The sequence below is a fragment of the Allobosea sp. 05T438 genome (genome assembly GCF_056396025.1).
In genome coordinates, this window is sequence record NZ_JBFTKQ010000002.1 from 338,012 (window position 1) to 354,151 (window position 16,140).

At 66.6% G+C, this 16,140-nt stretch carries 16 protein-coding genes; 8 read left to right on the forward strand and 8 right to left on the reverse strand.

From position 1 onward, the window contains the following. Positions 1 to 89 precede the first annotated feature (89 nt). The 4 genes from AC1DIN_RS05495 (at position 90) to scpA (ending at position 5,635) form a co-directional block, all read left to right on the forward strand. Positions 90 to 476: a DUF2267 domain-containing protein gene (locus tag AC1DIN_RS05495; protein WP_476808979.1), complete on the forward strand. Its 387-nt coding sequence runs from the start codon at positions 90 to 92 to the stop codon at positions 474 to 476. 181 nt (positions 477 to 657) lie between these two features. Continuing rightward, entirely contained in the window at positions 658 to 2,631 is a 1,974-nt protein-coding gene (locus AC1DIN_RS05500) for a methylmalonyl-CoA mutase subunit beta (RefSeq protein ID WP_476808980.1), read from the forward strand. A 14-nt stretch (positions 2,632 to 2,645) separates the two neighbouring features. Continuing rightward, on the forward strand, positions 2,646 to 3,470 hold the full coding sequence (gene thiD / locus AC1DIN_RS05505; protein WP_441468964.1) for a bifunctional hydroxymethylpyrimidine kinase/phosphomethylpyrimidine kinase: 825 nt from the start codon (positions 2,646 to 2,648) through the stop codon (positions 3,468 to 3,470). Next, positions 3,467 to 5,635: a methylmalonyl-CoA mutase gene (scpA, locus tag AC1DIN_RS05510; protein ID WP_476808981.1), complete on the forward strand. Its 2,169-nt coding sequence runs from the start codon at positions 3,467 to 3,469 to the stop codon at positions 5,633 to 5,635. Before thiD ends, scpA begins: the two co-directional genes overlap by 4 nt. Before the next feature lie 64 nt (positions 5,636 to 5,699). Here scpA and AC1DIN_RS05515 read toward each other — a convergent pair whose 3' ends face one another. The 5 genes from AC1DIN_RS05515 to AC1DIN_RS05535 form a co-directional block, all read right to left on the reverse strand. Continuing rightward, complete coding sequence (locus AC1DIN_RS05515; RefSeq protein ID WP_441468633.1) at positions 5,700 to 5,972, reverse strand: hypothetical protein; 273 nt, start codon at positions 5,970 to 5,972, stop codon at positions 5,700 to 5,702. Between the two features lie 101 nt (positions 5,973 to 6,073). Continuing rightward, complete coding sequence (locus AC1DIN_RS05520; protein WP_476808982.1) at positions 6,074 to 6,862, reverse strand: ABC transporter permease; 789 nt, start codon at positions 6,860 to 6,862, stop codon at positions 6,074 to 6,076. Beyond that, entirely contained in the window at positions 6,859 to 7,761 is a 903-nt protein-coding gene (locus AC1DIN_RS05525; RefSeq protein ID WP_476808983.1) for an ABC transporter permease, read from the reverse strand. The genes AC1DIN_RS05520 and AC1DIN_RS05525 overlap by 4 nt, the downstream gene beginning before the upstream one ends. A gap of 148 nt (positions 7,762 to 7,909) precedes the next feature. Further along, positions 7,910 to 9,079 carry an ABC transporter ATP-binding protein gene (locus AC1DIN_RS05530; RefSeq protein ID WP_476809377.1) on the reverse strand — a complete coding sequence of 390 codons (1,170 nt, stop codon included), beginning with the start codon at positions 9,077 to 9,079 and terminating at the stop codon, positions 7,910 to 7,912. Positions 9,080 to 9,105: 26 nt separating this feature from the next. Beyond that, complete coding sequence (locus tag AC1DIN_RS05535) at positions 9,106 to 10,218, reverse strand: polyamine ABC transporter substrate-binding protein (protein ID WP_476808984.1); 1,113 nt, start codon at positions 10,216 to 10,218, stop codon at positions 9,106 to 9,108. Positions 10,219 to 10,413: 195 nt separating this feature from the next. On the opposite strand from AC1DIN_RS05535, the gene AC1DIN_RS05540 reads away from it, so the two are divergent. From AC1DIN_RS05540 to AC1DIN_RS05550, 3 genes are all read left to right on the forward strand, one after another. Next, the gene (locus tag AC1DIN_RS05540) at positions 10,414 to 11,151 is read left to right on the forward strand and encodes a DUF3750 domain-containing protein (RefSeq protein ID WP_476808985.1); all 738 of its coding nucleotides are present in this window, start codon (positions 10,414 to 10,416) and stop codon (positions 11,149 to 11,151) included. 72 nt (positions 11,152 to 11,223) lie between these two features. Further along, positions 11,224 to 11,445, forward strand: a complete 222-nt coding sequence (locus AC1DIN_RS05545) for an antitoxin MazE family protein (RefSeq protein ID WP_441468638.1) — start codon at positions 11,224 to 11,226, stop codon at positions 11,443 to 11,445. Continuing rightward, the gene (locus tag AC1DIN_RS05550; protein WP_476808986.1) at positions 11,442 to 11,765 is read left to right on the forward strand and encodes a type II toxin-antitoxin system PemK/MazF family toxin; all 324 of its coding nucleotides are present in this window, start codon (positions 11,442 to 11,444) and stop codon (positions 11,763 to 11,765) included. Before AC1DIN_RS05545 ends, AC1DIN_RS05550 begins: the two co-directional genes overlap by 4 nt. Before the next feature lie 111 nt (positions 11,766 to 11,876). Here AC1DIN_RS05550 and AC1DIN_RS05555 read toward each other — a convergent pair whose 3' ends face one another. Further along, positions 11,877 to 13,160 (reverse strand): cystathionine gamma-synthase family protein, encoded by a 1,284-nt coding sequence (locus tag AC1DIN_RS05555; RefSeq protein WP_476808987.1) that lies wholly within the window; start codon positions 13,158 to 13,160, stop codon positions 11,877 to 11,879. Between the two features lie 134 nt (positions 13,161 to 13,294). On the opposite strand from AC1DIN_RS05555, the gene AC1DIN_RS05560 reads away from it, so the two are divergent. Further along, positions 13,295 to 13,765 carry an Lrp/AsnC family transcriptional regulator gene (locus AC1DIN_RS05560; RefSeq protein ID WP_476808988.1) on the forward strand — a complete coding sequence of 157 codons (471 nt, stop codon included), beginning with the start codon at positions 13,295 to 13,297 and terminating at the stop codon, positions 13,763 to 13,765. A 12-nt stretch (positions 13,766 to 13,777) separates the two neighbouring features. Here AC1DIN_RS05560 and AC1DIN_RS05565 read toward each other — a convergent pair whose 3' ends face one another. Together AC1DIN_RS05565 and AC1DIN_RS05570 are read right to left on the reverse strand one after the other, a co-directional pair. Beyond that, the gene (locus AC1DIN_RS05565; protein ID WP_441468642.1) at positions 13,778 to 14,782 is read right to left on the reverse strand and encodes an alpha/beta hydrolase; all 1,005 of its coding nucleotides are present in this window, start codon (positions 14,780 to 14,782) and stop codon (positions 13,778 to 13,780) included. A gap of 134 nt (positions 14,783 to 14,916) precedes the next feature. After that, a complete protein-coding gene (locus AC1DIN_RS05570; RefSeq protein WP_476808989.1) occupies positions 14,917 to 16,065 on the reverse strand; it encodes an alpha/beta hydrolase in 1,149 nt (382 codons plus the stop codon). Positions 16,066 to 16,140 lie beyond the last annotated feature (75 nt).

The window sequence follows — 16,140 nt, forward strand, 5'->3', positions numbered from 1 at the left end:
GCCCGAGCCCGTTGGAATCAGATCGTAAATATGTAAACTATTTTTGGAGGGCTTCGCGGCGAAGCCGTTTTGGCGAGGGGATTGGAACCATGGAAGAACTGCTCACGCGGGTTGCTGCGTCGGCCGGCATCAACGAAGAACTCGCCCGCAAGGCGGTCGGCATCATCCTCGCCTTCCTGCAGAAGGAAGGTCCGGCGACCGAGATCGGCCAGTTGATGGCGGCATTGCCGGGCGCGCAGGCGCTCGCGGATGCCGAAGGCGGCGCCAAGGGCGGCATGCTCGGCGCGATCGGCGGGCTGATGGGCGGTGGCGGCGGCGTGATGGCGCTCGGCGGCCAGCTGATGGGCGCGGGCCTCTCGATGGGCCAGATCCAGAGCGTCTCGAAGGAAATGTTCGCCGTCGGCCGCGAGAAGGCCGGCGAGGACGCGATGGGCGCGATCGTGGGCGCCATTCCCGGCCTCGGCCAGTTCGTCTGATTTAATCGGAATTTGATGCCGCCGCGGCGCCGTCCTAGGGCGGAACCGCGGCGCCATTTTCGTATTCTTGTCCCTATTCTTGCACCTGCCCTGCGACGAAGTAGGGATGGCGGTGCGCACGCGCCCATGGCAATCAGCACTCCACGGCTGCACACTATGCGGAAGAGGAGCATTGGCGCGCATGAACTCGGCTGCCCCATCCGACCTTCCCTATCTCGACGCCTTCCCGGCGCCGTCGCATGACGTCTGGCGCGCGGCGGTCGACAAGGTTCTGAAGGGCGCGGATTTCGAGAAGCGGCTCGTCGGCCGCAGCGCCGACGGCATCCGCATCGAGCCGCTCTACCCCGCCGCCGCCTCGGCCGCGCGCGCCCTGCGCGCCGAAGCCGGGCGCTGGCATGTCGCCGCCCGGCTCGACCATCCCGAGCCGAAGGAAGCCCAGGCGCTCGCGCTGGCCGATCTGGAAGGCGGCGCCGACACGCTGACGATCAGCTTTGCAGGTGCGCCGGCGGCGCGCGGTTACGGCCTCGTCGCCGACGATGTCGCGGCTCTCGATGCCGCGCTCGACGGCGTGATGCTCGATCTGATCCGGCTGCGGCTCGACCCTGCGCCGGAGGGCCGCATCAACGCCTTGCTGCTGGCGGCGCTGATCGAGAAGCGCGGCCATGCACCGACCGAGCTTTCCGTGGAATTCGGCCTCGACCCGATCGGCGCCTTCGCCGGGCTGGGCTCGCTTGCCGTCTCATGGCCCGAGGTCGGGCGCCGGCTCACTGAGACCATTCGCGCCCTCAAGGACCACGGCTTCTCCGGCCCGTTCATCACTGTCGACGTTCGCCCCTACCACGAGGCCGGCGCCAGCGAGGCGCAGGAGCTCGGCGCGGCGCTTGCCACCGCCGTCGCCTATCTGCGCACGCTTGAAGCCCAGGGATTTTCACTGGCAGAGGCGCGCGACACCCTCGCCTTCACGCTGGTCGCCGATACCGACGAGTTCCTGACGGTCGCGAAGTTCCGGGCAGCGCGGCTGCTCTGGGACCGCATCCAGCAGGCCTGCGGCCTGTCACCGAAGCCGGCGCGGATTCATGCGGAGACGGCCTGGCGTTCGCTGACCAGGCGCGATCCCTGGGTCAATCTGCTGCGCGGCACCGTCGCCGCCTTCTCGGCCGGGGTCGGCGGAGCGGATTCGTTGAGCGTCCAGCCCTTCACCGCCGCGCTTGGCCTGCCCGATGCATTCGCGCGCCGTGTCGCGCGCAACACGCAGCTCATCCTCCTGGCGGAAAGCAATCTCTGGCGCGTCGCCGATCCCGCCGCCGGCGCCGGCGGCTTCGAGGCACTGACGCAGGCGCTCTGCCAGCAGGGTTGGCTGGCCTTTCAGGAGATCGAACGGGACAACAGCGGCGACCTGCGCGGCATCGTCGCCGGGCTCACCAACGGCTCCGTGCAGAAGACGCTCGCCGGGCAGAGGGCGGCGCGCATGAAGGCGGTGGCGACGCGCCGGGAGCCGATCACCGGCACCAGCGAGTTCCCCAATATCGGCGAGGGCGCGGTGACCGTGCTGGAAGTCCCGCAGGTCGCCCGCAGAGAACGGCGTCCTCCCGGCAGCCTCGCCGAACGGAACCAGGGCGAAATCATCCGCTCCTTCGTCGGCGGCGCCGGCCGAGCCGATGCCCGGATCGCGCCGGGTGCGGCCCTGCGCGCGGATGCGCTGCCCTCGGTCAGATTGCCGGAGCCGTTCGAGGCCTTGCGCGACAAGGCCGATGCCCTGCCGCAGCGGCCCGTCGTCTTCCTGGCGACGCTGGGCTCCGTCGCCGAGTTCACCGCGCGTGCCGGCTTTGCCCGCAACCTGTTTGAGGCCGGCGGCCTTGCCGCGCCGAGCGGCGACGGCTTCGCCACGGACGGCGCCACCGATCTCGACGCGCTGGTCGGCGCCTTCCGCGCCTCGGGTGCGAAGCTCGCCTGCCTGTGCGGCTCGGACCCGTCTTATGCCGAAGAAGGCGCGGCGGCTGCCGAAGCGCTCGCCACAGCCGGCGCAACAGTGTGGCTCGCCGGGCGCCCCGCCGAGAGCGAGGCGTTGAACAAGGCCGGCGTAGCATCGTTCATCTTCACGGGCTGCGACGTTGTCGAGACGCTCGAACGCGCGCAGGCCATCGCAAGCGCCTGACCGGAGACATGAGTTTGACTGCCATCGCCCTCACCATCGCCGGCTCGGATTCGAGCGGCGGCGCCGGCATCCAGGCGGACCTGAAGACCTTCGCGGCGCATCAGGTCTACGGCGCCAGCGTCATCGTGGCGCTGACGGCGCAGAATACGAAGGGCGTCAGCGCCATCCATGCCGTGCCGCGCGATTTCGTCGCCCAGCAGATGGACGCCGTCTTCGAGGATCTCGATGTCGGCGCGGTCAAGATCGGGATGCTGGCGACTGCCGAACTGATCGAGACGGTCGCCTCCGGGCTGAAGCGTCACGGAGCGAAGAACGTCGTGCTAGACCCGGTGATGATCGCGGCCTCGGGGGCGAGGCTTCTGGAAGCGTCGGCGGTCGAGGCGATCCGCAAGCATCTCTTTCCGCTCGCGACGCTGATCACCCCCAACCTCCCCGAGGCTGCCGCCCTGCTCGGCTCCAGCATCGCGGAAACGGAACTGGCGGTCGACGAACAGGCAGAAAAGCTCGCGGCGCTCGGCGCGGCCAATGTCCTGATCAAGGGCGGCCATGGCAGCGGCGATCTCAGCAGCGACCTGCTCCTGCTCGCCGGGGGAGCGCGACAACACTTCAACGCCCCCCGCCTTGCGACCCGCAACACGCATGGCACCGGCTGCACCTTATCCTCTGCGATCGCGGCGAACCTCGCCAAGGGCTTGCCCCTGCCGGAGGCGATCGGCCACGCCAAGAGCTATATTTCCGCCGCCATCGCCGCAGCCGACGAGGTTGCGGTTGGCCACGGCCACGGACCGGTGCATCATTTCCACCATTGGTGGGACAGGACCGACGGGAGCAAGCCATGACCGCGATCCCGGATTTCACGAAACTCGCCTTCTCCGCCACCCGGACGGCGGCCTCTGCAGAGCTAGCGGCGGCCGAACCCTGGCTGACGCCGGAAGATATCCCGGTGAAGCCGCTCTACACGGCCGCCGACCGCGAGGGGCTGCCCTTCGTCGACAGCCTGCCGGGCCTGCCGCCCTATCTGCGCGGCCCCTACCCGACTATGTACGTCAACCAGCCCTGGACTATCCGGCAATATGCCGGTTTCTCCACGGCCGAGGATTCGAACGCCTTCTACCGACGCAACCTCGCCGCGGGACAGAAGGGCCTCTCGGTCGCCTTCGATCTCGCGACTCATCGCGGCTATGACAGCGACCATCCGCGCGTCGCCGGCGATGTCGGCATGGCCGGCGTCGCGATCGACTCGATCTACGACATGCGCACGCTGTTCTCAGGCATCCCGCTCGACCAGATGAGCGTGTCGATGACGATGAACGGCGCGGTGCTGCCGGTGCTGGCGCTCTATATCGTCGCGGCCGAGGAACAGGGCGTGCCGCAGGCGAAGCTCTCGGGGACCATCCAGAACGACATCCTCAAGGAGTTCATGGTCCGCAACACCTATATCTATCCGCCCTCGCCCTCGATGCGGATCATCGGCGACATCTTCGCCTTCACCTCGGCCAATATGCCGAAGTTCAACTCGATCTCGATTTCCGGCTACCACATGCAGGAGGCTGGAGCGACGCAGGATCTCGAGCTCGGCTACACGCTTGCCGACGGGGTCGAATACATCCGTGCCGGCCAGCGCGCGGGCCTTTCTGTCGATATCTTCGCACCGCGCCTGTCCTTCTTCTGGGCGATCGGCATGAACTTCTTCATGGAAGTCGCCAAGATGCGTGCGGCGCGGCTGATCTGGGCCAAGCTCGTCAAGGATTTCGGCGCTGAGAACGAGAAGTCCCTGCCACTGCGCACCCATTGCCAGACCTCGGGCTGGTCGCTGACGGCGCAGGACGTGTTCAACAACGTGCCGCGCACGATGATCGAGGCGATGGCGGCAACGCAGGGGCACACCCAGTCGCTGCACACCAACGCGCTCGACGAGGCGCTGGCGCTGCCGACCGACTTTTCAGCGCGCATCGCCCGCAACACCCAGATCCTGCTTCAACAGGAAAGCGGCACGACCCGGATCATCGACCCCTGGGGCGGCTCCTATTATGTCGAACGGCTGACCGCGGAACTCGCTGAGAAGGCCTGGAGCCATATCCGCGAAGTCGAGGCGCTCGGCGGCATGGCCAAGGCGATCGAGGCCGGCATCCCCAAGCTCCGGATCGAGGAAGCCGCCGCCAAGACGCAGGCCCGCATCGACGGCGGGCAGCAGGCGATCATCGGCGTCAACTGCTTCAAGCCGGAGAACGAGGCTTCGATCGAGGTGCTCAAGGTCAACAACGCCTCGGTGCGCGCCCAGCAACTCGACAAGCTGAAGCGCCTCAAGGCCGAACGTGACGAGACCGAGGTGCAGGCGACGCTGACCGCGCTGACCAATGGCGCGGCCGGCAATGCCAATCTGCTCGACCTCGCGGTCAAGGCTGCGCGCGCCAAGGCGACGGTCGGCGAGATCTCGCTGGCGATGGAGAAGGTGTTCGGTCGTCACAGGGCCGAGATCAAGGCGATCTCGGGGGTCTACAAGCGGGAGGTCGGCGAGATGAACCCAGCCGTCACGCGCGTCCAGTTGATGTGCCAGGCGTTCGAGGAAGCCGACGGACGCCGCCCCCGCATCCTCGTCGCCAAGATGGGCCAGGACGGCCATGATCGCGGCCAGAAGGTCATCGCCTCGGCCTTCGCCGATCTCGGCTTCGACGTCGATATCGGGCCGCTCTTTGCCACGCCGGACGAGGCGGCGCGGCAGGCGGTTGAGAACGATGTCCACATCGTCGGCGTGTCGTCGCTCGCGGCAGGTCACCTCACGCTCGTGCCGGAACTGAAGGCGGCGCTCGCCAAGGCAGGCCGGCCGGACATCATGATCGTGGTCGGCGGCGTCATCCCGCCGCAGGATTTCGGGGCGCTGATCGAGGCCGGCGCCTCGGCGATCTTCCCGCCCGGCACGGTCATCGCCGATGCGGCCGAGAAGCTGCTCGAGGAGCTCAACCAGCGCCTCGGCTACGCCCAGCACACCGCCGCTGCCGAATGACAGAAAAGGCGGGCGCTGCCCTCAGGCCGCGCCCGCCCTATGGTCACAGCCGGCGTGGCGACACTTACCGCCAGCCGTAACCATAGCTGGAACGCGGCGGGGGCGGCCGCATGCCGTAGCCGTCATAGTAGCGATGCCAGCGGCGCTGCCCCCAGAAGCCGTGGACGGCGGGCGGCGCAGGCCGCCAATCGGCGCCATAAGCCGGGCGCTCATAGGCGCGTTCGTAACGGTCGCCGAAAGCCTGGGCGTTTCCTGTTCCGGCGAAGGTGGAAGCGGCGAGCACGATGCCGCCCAGTGCGAGGGCCGCCAAACCGATGCGGGCGCGATTGCGGAACATGATCCTTGTCCTGTCTCGTGGCGGGGAGAATTCCCCGGCCGTGAGAAGGACATTCGCAAAACCCGGCTGAACGAGCTTTGAGGGCGCCGTTCAGCCGCCGTTTAACCTCCGGACAACTGCTCGCGCTTCAACAGCAGCGACGCCGCGATCACCACCACGGCCACGGCCGCGATCATGATCGTGCAGGCGGCATTGATCTCGGGCGAAACGCCAAGCTTGACCGCCGAATAGAGCCGCATCGGCAGCGTCGTCGCGCCGGGGCCCGTCGCGAAGCTCGCGATGACGAGATCGTCGAGCGAGAGCGTGAAGGCGAGCATCCAGGCCGCCGCCACCGCCGGCCAGATCAGCGGCAGGGTCACGGTCCAGAAGGTGACGAAGGGCGTGGCGCCCAGATCCTGCGCCGCTTCCTCCAGCGAGCGGTCGAAGCCCGCGAGCCGCGATTGCACGACGATGCAGGCGAAGCCGAGGCTGAAGGTCGCGTGCGCGATCGTCACGGTCCAGAAGCCGCGCTCGACATCAACAGCCACGAAGAGCAGGAGCAGCGACAGGCCCGTCACCACCTCCGGCATGACGAGCGGCGCCAGAACCATGCCGGAGAACAATGTTCGCCCGCGAAAGCGGCCGTGGCGGGCGAGCGCCAGCGCCGCAAGCGTGCCGATGACCGTCGCCAGCGTCGCCGAGACGACGCCGAGGCGGATCGAAAGCCAGGCGGCGTCGAGCAGCGGCTCGTTGGCCATCAGGGCGCCGTACCAATGCGTCGAGAAGCCGCCCCAGACCGTCACCAGCCGCGAGGCGTTGAAGGAATAGGCGACGAGCGTGAGGATCGGCAGGTAGAGGAAAGCGAAGCCGACGATCAGCGCGAGGATCAATCCGGGGCCGAGCCGCGTCACGCCGCCATCTCCCGTCGCAGCCGTGCCCGCTGGAGCAGAACGAGCGGCAGCACAAGCACGACGAGCAGCACGACCGCCACGGCCGAAGCCAGCGGCCAGTCGCGGTTCGAGAAGAACTCGTTCCAGAGCACCTTGCCGATCATCACCGTGTCCGGGCCGCCGAGCAGGTCGGGGATGACGAACTCGCCCACCGCGGGAATGAAGACCAGCGCCGAGCCGGCGAGGATGCCGGGCAGCGAGAGCGGCAGCGTCACCGTGAAGAAGGCCGTGACCGGGGTGGCGCCGAGATCGGCCGCTGCTTCCAGCAGCCCGCGATCTAGTTTTTCCAGCGTCGCGAAGAGCGGCAGCACCATGAAGGGCAGATAGGAATAGACCATGCCGAGCAGTACGGCCGTCTCGGTATTGAGCAGGCGCAGCGGCTCCGCCTCGAAGCCGAGGAAGGCGAGCGCCGCGTCGAGCAGCCCGTCCGGCCTGAGGATGCCGATCCAGGCGTAGACGCGGATCAGGAAGGAGGTCCAGAACGGCAGGATGACGAAGACGAGCAGGATGCCGCGCCAGCGCGCCGGCGCCGAAGCCATTGCGTAAGCGAGCGGATAGCCGATCGCGAGGGCGAAGACGGTGGTCAGGGCAGCGATGCGCAGGGAGTAGAGATAGCTCTGCCAGTACAGCGGGTCGTCGCCGAGCAGCTTGAAGTTCTCGATATCGAGCTGGGACAGGAATTCGCCGAGCTGCGCCAGCCCTTCGAAATGCGGCGCATAAGGTGGCAGTGCCGTCGCAGCATGTGAGAAAGCCATGCGCAGGACGATGGCGAAGGGCGCAAGGAAGAACAGCGCGAGCCAGAGATAGGGCACGGCCACGACGAGTCGGCCGAGTTGCTGCAGCGAAGCGACCGCTCTCATGGCGTCGTTCCGCCGTCATGCTCGGGCTTGACCCGAGCATCTCCTGTCGGAGATGGCGCAGGGGCCTCTGCCTGCCGGAGATTCTCGAGTCTGCGCTTCGCTCCGCTCGAGAATGACGCGCCACTCCGCCGGGCTTTCCCCGCCCATCTCATGGCGGCAGTACCACGCCGGCCTCGACGTCCCAGGCGAGCCAGACCTTGTCGTCCCAGGCGAAGGGCCGAGCCATCCGGCGCGTGCGGTTGGCGAGCGCGACCTTGACGAGTTGCCCGCCCTCCCCCTGATTATTCTGCCCGCCGAGCATGACCTGGATCATGGTGAAGTCGCCGAGATAGCCGATGTCCCAGATCTCGCCCGCGACCTTGTTGACGGCCTGCGCCGGCTCGTCATGGCCAATCTCGATCTTCTCCGGCCTGATACCGACGATGAGAGGGTCGCCCAACTTCAGCGCCGGCGCCTCCTCGTCGAGTTCGACGGTGCCGACGAAAGGCACGTCCGCGCGCACCAGTTCGCCGTCGACGGCCTCGACCCGGCCCTCGAAGATGTTGATGTCGCCGACGAACTCCGCGACGTGCCGGTTGGCCGGCGCCTCGTAGATCACGTCCGGTGGACCGATCTGGACGAGCTTGCCGTGATCCATCACCGCCATGCGGTCGGCCATCGTCATCGCCTCGTCCTGGTCGTGGGTGACGACCATGAAGGTCAGGCCGAGCTCGCTCTGCAGATCCATCAGCTCGAACTGGGTCTGCTCGCGCAGCTTCTTGTCGAGCGCCGCCATCGGCTCATCGAGCAGGAGCAGCTTCGGCCGCTTGGCGAGCGAGCGGGCGAGCGCGACGCGCTGGCGCTGGCCACCGGACAGCTGATGCGGCTTGCGCCCGCCAAGGCCCGAAAGCTTGACCAGCGACAGCATCTCCTCGACGCGCCGGTCGATCTCGGCGCGCGGCAGCCCCTCGCGCTTCAGCCCATAGGCGATGTTGCCGGCCACGTTGAGATGCGGGAACAGCGCATAGGACTGGAACATCATGTTGATCGGCCGCAGATGCGGCGGGATGCCGGTGATGTCCTGCCCGTCGAGCAGGATCGTGCCTTCGTTCGGCGTCTCGAAGCCGGCGAGCATGCGCATCAGCGTGGTCTTGCCGCAGCCGGACGGCCCGAGCAGCGCAAAGAACTCGCGCGGGTAAAGCGCGAGCGAGAGATCACCCACTGCGGTGACGTCGCCGAAGCGCTTGGTCACCCCCCGGAACTCCACCAGCGGCTTCGCCGCAGGGTCGTTCCAGGGTTGAAAAGCCCGGCGCACGCTGCCGGGCGAGGTCTTCTTCATGGGGTTGGCGACCTGTCCGGAACCGGTCACTTGCCGGTCTTCACGCGGGTCCAGAGCCGGTTCACCAGCCGCTGCGCCTTCTGGTCATAGKGCGTGATCGTATAGAGCCGCGCCATCACCGCGTCGGACGGGTAGATACCGGGGTTGTCGCGCACCGCAGCCGAGAGCACAGGCTTGGAGGCGATGTTGCCGTTGGCGTACTGGATGAAGTCCGAATTCTTCGCCGCCATCGCGGGCTTGTTGACGAAGTCGATGAACTTCAGCGCCGCGTCTACATTGCCGGCATCCTTCGGGATCACGAAGGAATCGAACCACATCAGCGCGCCTTCCTTCGGGATCGAATAGGCGATCTGGACGCCGTTCTTGGCCTCCTCGGCGCGCTTCTTCGCCTGGAGGATGTCGCCGGAATAGCCGACGGCCAGGCAGATGTCGCCATTCGCCAGCGCGTTGATGTATTCCGATGAATGGAACTTCTGGATGTGCGGGCGGATCTTGCGCAGGAGCTCGCCGGCCTTGTTGAGATCGGCCTCGTTCTTCGAATCCGGATCGAGCCCGAGATAACGCAGCGCCGCCGGGAACATCTCCTCGACCGCGTCGAGGACATGGACGCCGCAGTTGGAGAGCTTCTTCAGCGTTTCAGGCTCGAAGACGATCTTCCAGCTGTCGATCACGGCATCGGGGCCGAGGCGTTCCTTGATCTTGGCGACGTTGTAGCCAATCCCCGTGGTGCCCCACATGTAGTTCACGGCGTATTTGTTGCCGGGATCATACTTGGACAACCGGGTCTGGATCTCCGGCCAGAGGTTCTTGAGGTTCGGCGCCTTGTCCTTGTCGACCGGCTGGTAGAGGCCGAGCGGGATGTGGCGCGGCAGGAAGGAAGCCGTGACGACGATCAGGTCGTAGCCGGTCTTGCCAGCCAGAAGCTTGGTCTCCACCGTCTCCATCTGGTCGAAGGTGTCGTAGACGACGGTGATGCCGGTTTCCTTCTTGAAGGCGTCGAGCACCTCCGGATCGACATAATCCGACCAGTTGAAGATGCGCAGCTGCTTGTCCTGCGCGGCCGCCGGCGCGGCGAGAAGTCCCAGTCCGACCGCACAGGCGGCAATGGCCTCGGTCAGTCGCTTCACAGTCCTACCCAATCTGCCCCTCCATCAAGCTCAGGCGCGCGCACGCTACCAGCTTTCACCCCCGCATCAACCGGCATAAGGCGCGACCGGATGCCCGCGCACAGCCGAGGGTTGCTGAAAGCCCCTGCAGCATGTCGAGGCCGGCTGACGCAAGCGTGATCGGCGTTGTTCTTGCCGGTTCGCAGGGTCCTGCACATACCGTGCCGAATGCGCCTCCTCCGCCGTTTCCTGCTGTTCTTCGCGCTCGCCTTCCTGCTGCCGCTCGCAACCCATGCGGGCTGGTGGACCTGGCAGACGCGTGCCCCGGACTGGCAGCGCGCAGACTGGACGAGCGCGAAGCTCCTGCCGGCTGCCGCGGCCGAGCCGGAAGCGACAGTCCATCTCTTCGCCGCCCGCGTCGGGCGTTGGCGTGGAATCTTCGCGCATCATTCCTGGATCGTGGTGAAGGAACGGGGCGCCAGCGCCTATACACGCTTCGACGTGGTCGGCTGGGGCACGCCGGTCCGGGTCAACCACCGCGAGGCCGACGGGCGCTGGTTCGGCAACATGCCGGAGCTGGTGACCGAGATCCGGGGCAAAGCCGCCGAACGCCTGATCCCGCGCATCCGTGCGGCGGTGACGAGCTATGCCTATTCAAGCCCCGGCAGCTATCTCGCCTGGCCGGGGCCGAACTCGAACAGTTTCGTCCAGCATGTGCTGTCGGAGGTGCCCGAGTTCCCGCAAGCGCTGCCGCCGACCGCCATCGGCAAGGATTGGCGCGCCGATGGCCTTTTCGCCGGGCTGACCGCGAGCCGCACCGGCATCCAGGCCTCGCTCTATGGGCTCGCCGGCGTCACCGTCGGCTGGGTCGAGGGTATCGAGATCAACCTGCTCGGCCTCGTCACCGGGCTCGACCTGCGCAGCCCGGCGCTGAAGCTGCCGGGCTGGGGGCGGATCGGGGTTTAGCTTTCCGGCATCCGCCAGCCTTGCAGAGCGCAGCGGCAAACGTTACATGTAACATTCCCGGGAGTGACCCGCATGGCCAGTTCGACCGCTAGACGCGTCCAGAAGCGCCGCGACGCTTTGCGGGCGGCTGGATTGCGCCCGGTGCAAATCTGGATTCCCGATACGCGGCGGCCCGGCTTCGGTGAGGAATGCCGCCGTCAGGCCCGCCTTGTCTCCCTCAGCGACAGTACTGATCGGGAGCTCGATGCCTTCCTTGACGCGGCCCTGGAAGATCTCGACGGCAGCCCTGAATGAAGCGCGGCGACCTTGTCACCGTTGCGCTCGGCGGCGATTTCGGCAAGCCCCGCCCTGCCCTGATCGTCCAGGCCGACCCGTTCGACCTGACGGCGACGGTGACCCTGCTGTTGATGTCCAGCGACATCGTCGATGCGCCGCTGATCCGACTGACGGTCGAGCCTGACGCGACGAACGGATTGCGCCTTGCTTCCCAGATCATGGTCGACAAGGCGATGACCGTGCGGCGCGACCGGCTCGGCCAGGTTTTCGGCTATCTCGATCCGGAAACGATGATCACGGTGAACCGGTCTCTGGCGCTGTTCCTCGGCCTCGGCTGAGCCCGATCGTCATTCTCGGGCGAAGCATAGCTTCGACCCGAGAATCTCGGGACCAGAAGATTCTGGTTTCCGAGATGCTCGGATCAAGCCCGAGCATGACGGCACTGTCCCTCAAACCGCCTCGAAGGCCTGCGCCAGATCCGAGATCAGGTCCTCGATGTTCTCGATACCGACCGAGATGCGGATCAGGGCGTCGGTGAGGCCGATCTCCTCACGCAGCTCCCTGGCGACGCCGGAATGGGTCATCGCGGCCGGGTGCGAGACCAGCGTCTCGGTGCCCCCGAGGCTGACGGCGAGCTTCATGATCTGCAGGTTGTCGAGCAGCGCGAAGGCTTCCTTCTCGCCACCCTTGACGTCGAATGCGAAGGTCGAGCCGGCCGCGGTGCACTGCCGGTCGAAGACAGGCTTGCGCGGATCACCCTCCTTGAGGTTGCCGAGATAGTGGACCTTGGCGACCTTCGGGTGGTTTTCGAGGTATTCCGCCACCAGCTTGGCGTTCTCGTTGGCGCGGCTCATGCGGATGTCGAGCGTCTCCAGCGAGCGCATCAGCATCCAGCAGGAATTCGGGTCCGCTTGCGTGCCCAGCGAGCCGCGCCAGGCCTTCACCTGCCGCACCAGCGCCTCGGAACCGCTGATCGAGCCGCCGACGAGGTCGGAATGGCCGCCGACATATTTCGTCAGCGAGAGCAAGGTCAGGTCTGCACCGAGCTTGAGCGGCTTCTGATATTTCGGGCCCAGCAGGGTGTTGTCGACCACGACCGGCGGGCGATGGCCCTGCGACTGCTCCAGTTCATCGGCAATCGCCTTGCAGGCGGCGAGATCGACGAGGCCATTGGTCGGGTTGGCCGGGGTCTCGACCAGGATCATCGCGACGCGGCCCTTGGCGGCGGCCGCCTTGGCGACCTCCCGCATCTGCTCGATGTCGAGCCCGTCGGTGAAGCCGAACGGCGTGATGCCGAAGGCGCCCATCTGGTTCTTGAGCAGCGTCTCGGTGCCGCCGTAGAGCGGGCGGGAATGCAGGATCGTGTCGCCCGGACGCAGGAAGGCGAAGCAGGTCGTGGCGATCGCGGCCATGCCGGACGCGAAGACGGCGCATTTCTCGGCCTCGTCCCAGATCGCCAGGCGATCCTCGAGGATTTCCATGTTGGGATGGTTGAAGCGCGAATAGACGAGGCCGGGCTTCTCGCCCGGCTTCGGCTGGCGCCGCCCCGAGGTGAAGTCGAAGAAATCCTTGCCCTGCTGGGCGTTCTCGAAAACGAAGGTCGAGGTCAGGAAGACCGGCGGCTTGAGCGAGCCTTCCGACATGGCCGGCGAATAGCCGAACCCCATCATCAACGTCTCCGGATGGAGCCGGCGATTGGCGATCCGGTCCTTGTGATAGCTGTCTTCGCTCATGGGCTGTCTCCCTTTTTTCCGGCCGCGCCGCTGAATCCCTGTCGTTCAGAATAATCTCATCGGAGCGCCATTGCTTGGTTGATGAAGCTCACCGTAAACTCACGATTGCATCTTCCTGCTCACAAACCTGCACAATGGAGCATATCGTGCTCGATACGATCGATCGTCGGATTCTCTCGGTGCTCCGCGATGACGGGCGGATCACCAATCAGGATCTCTCGCAGCGTGTCGGACTGTCGCCGACGCCCTGCCTGCGCCGACTCAAGCGGCTGGAAGAGACCGGCGTCATCCAGGGCTATACGGCGGTCGTCGATCCCAAGGCCTACGGCCTGCCCTTCAGCGTCTTCGTCTCGGTCAGGCTGACGCAACAGAACCAGGAGCAGATCGCCGAATTCGAGAAGGCGGTCGAAAGCTGGAGCGAGGTTGCCGAATGCTACCTCATGACCGGCTCGCAGGACTATCTTCTGCGCGTCGTCACCGACGGCATCGAAGGCTATGAGCGCTTCCTGAAGCAGAAGGCGACGCGGCTGAAATGCATCCAGTCGGTCGAATCCAACTTCGCGCTGGCGACGATCAAGAAGCGCTCCGGCCTGCCGCCTATCTAGGGGCTGGCCTCGTCAGGCGCCGCGATCCATGGCGCGGCGGACGACCTGGGTGACCTCGCTGTTCGACAGGAAGAGGTCGTGGCGCAGCATGCTCCAGCCGCGGCCAGACGTGTCGGCGACGCGCACGCCCAGCGCATCGAGGCGCGAGCGGTCGGCGGCGCCGGCACGCGCGACGCCGCCGGCGATGCGGGCAGAAACCGCGAGCGCCCGGTCGCCCGGGTCGATGATGACGGTCATGCGCTGGGCCAGGGGGCCGAGCTTCTTCACCGTCTGCTCGAAGGCGTCGATGTCGACATCGGGCGAAGCCAGCACGACGGAGCCGATACGGGCATAGACATCCTGGGAGTCGCGCAGTTCGCGCAGCCCTTCCAGCGTGAGGAAGGTCCCCATCGAGTGCGCGACGATATGGATGCGCCCGACCGTCGGGTTGGAGACGAGCGCCTGCAGGCTCTGGACGAACCCGTCGCGCGACCAGAGCGCGCTCTCTCGATCATAGGCATAGTCGAAGAGCTTGCCGCCGGACGGCCAGGTGAACAGCGCCGCGCGGCCCTGGAACTCGAGCGAATGCGAGAGTTGGCCGGCGCTGCGGGCAGCCGATTCGAAGGTCTCGTTGAAGCCGTGCACATAGAGCAGCACATCGCGGCCATTGGCGGCATCCGAGAAGGCGCGCGGGGCGTCGTTGGTCACCTCGCGGCCAACGCCGAGCACGGCCCAGTCGCCGCTGACGGCGGAAGAGACGCGCCCCGAGATACCTCGTCCCGGCGGCGACAGGCGCACCTCGGCGAAGGTCAGCGGTCCGCGATCGGTGCCGAAATAGGGCGCGACATTGCCCACAGATCTGCGGGTTGTCATGACCAGCAGGCGCGGATCCTTGCCGAGCGCCGAGGCGTCCGCACGCTCCGGCTCGGCGAAGGGCGATACGCTCGCTTCGCTCTGGGCGCAGGCGGCGAGCCCGAGCGGCAGCAGCGCGGCGAGCGCCAGCGAGCGGCATGAAAAGTCGCGCCTCGTGACAGGCATGGCGGCAGGCATCCAAAATCGATCGTGAGAGGCCGGAATGGCCAACCTGCCCTTAAGGGCAGGCTAACGCGGCCAGAATGGGGCAACCTCGCGGCCTGGCTGCGGGGATCGCCGGCCGTTGCAGCCATGTGACATCACCGCCCGCCCGAAAGGATCGTCACCGGCGCGTTGACGACGAGCCCGACCGTCGAGCCCACGGTGCCGACGACGCCGCCGGCGATATCCCCGATTCGGTCGCCGAATTGCGGCCCGGCGAAACCGATACCCTTGTCCTGCCGCAGCCGCTCGCCGATGAGCTGAACCACCTTTGGTGAGGAAGCGAACTTGGCGTGGTTCAGGCTGTCGCTGGACGACACCTCCGAGAGGTCGATGATCCGCGCGCCGAGCTTGTCGAGTTCCGCGATGATCTCCGTATCCTTCGCAGAGACGGCACCGAGCCGCGTCTTGTCGCCCGCGAAGCGGCGCGAGAAGTCGAGCGCCCTGTCGTCGGCCGACACGAAGACGGTGACGGGCCGCCGGATCTGCGCCATCTGCGTCTTGAAGACGTCAAGATCGACATCCGGCGCGGCCAGCATGACGTCGCGCAGCTTGCCGCCGAAGGCCCCGTCGCCGCGGATCGCGGCCTGGCGCAATGTCTCCAGCGTCAGCAGCGTGCCCATGGAATGAGCGAGAATATCCATGCGTGTGGAGCCGAGATCGCGCGGGATGCCGCGCAGACTGGCTTCGAGGAAGTCGCGCGAGTAGTAGGCGCTCTCGCGGTCGTAGGGATAGGCGAGGAGTTCGCCGCGCGAGGGCCAGGAGAACAGCACCGGCACGCCCTTGAAGCCGGAATCATAGACGATCTGGGCGAAGCGGTAGACCGCATCGGCGAAATTCGTGTTGTAGCCGTGGACGAAGACGAGCACGTCGCGCTGATCGGCCGGCCGGCTCTGGAGCTCCTTGCGCACATCCGAGATCACGGGCGCGAGGTCGAGCCGCTGGACATAAGTCGCGGTGAAATGCTTCGCCGGATCGCCCGGCCCGGAGCTCGGCAGCTCCAGATTGCCGGGCTTGTGGCTGCGCGGCACCGTGATGTCGAGCCGGGCGAAGGAGAGCTTGGGCGCCCGCTCGCCATTGAAATAGACCGGCTGCGCCGAGGGTTCGCGCGTGGTCGCGACATAGATCTCGACGGTACCGGCGATATCGGCGGCAGGTGCCTGGTTCAACGCAAGGGTGCGCGGCGTCGCGCAGGCTGCGAGAGCGAGCGGCAGCAACAATGCCAAAACCACACCACGAAACCGCATTGCCGCGCCGATCATCGCCCAGTCGTCTCACCGCCCACGCAAATCTTCAAGATGCGTGCATGACACAGTGATGAA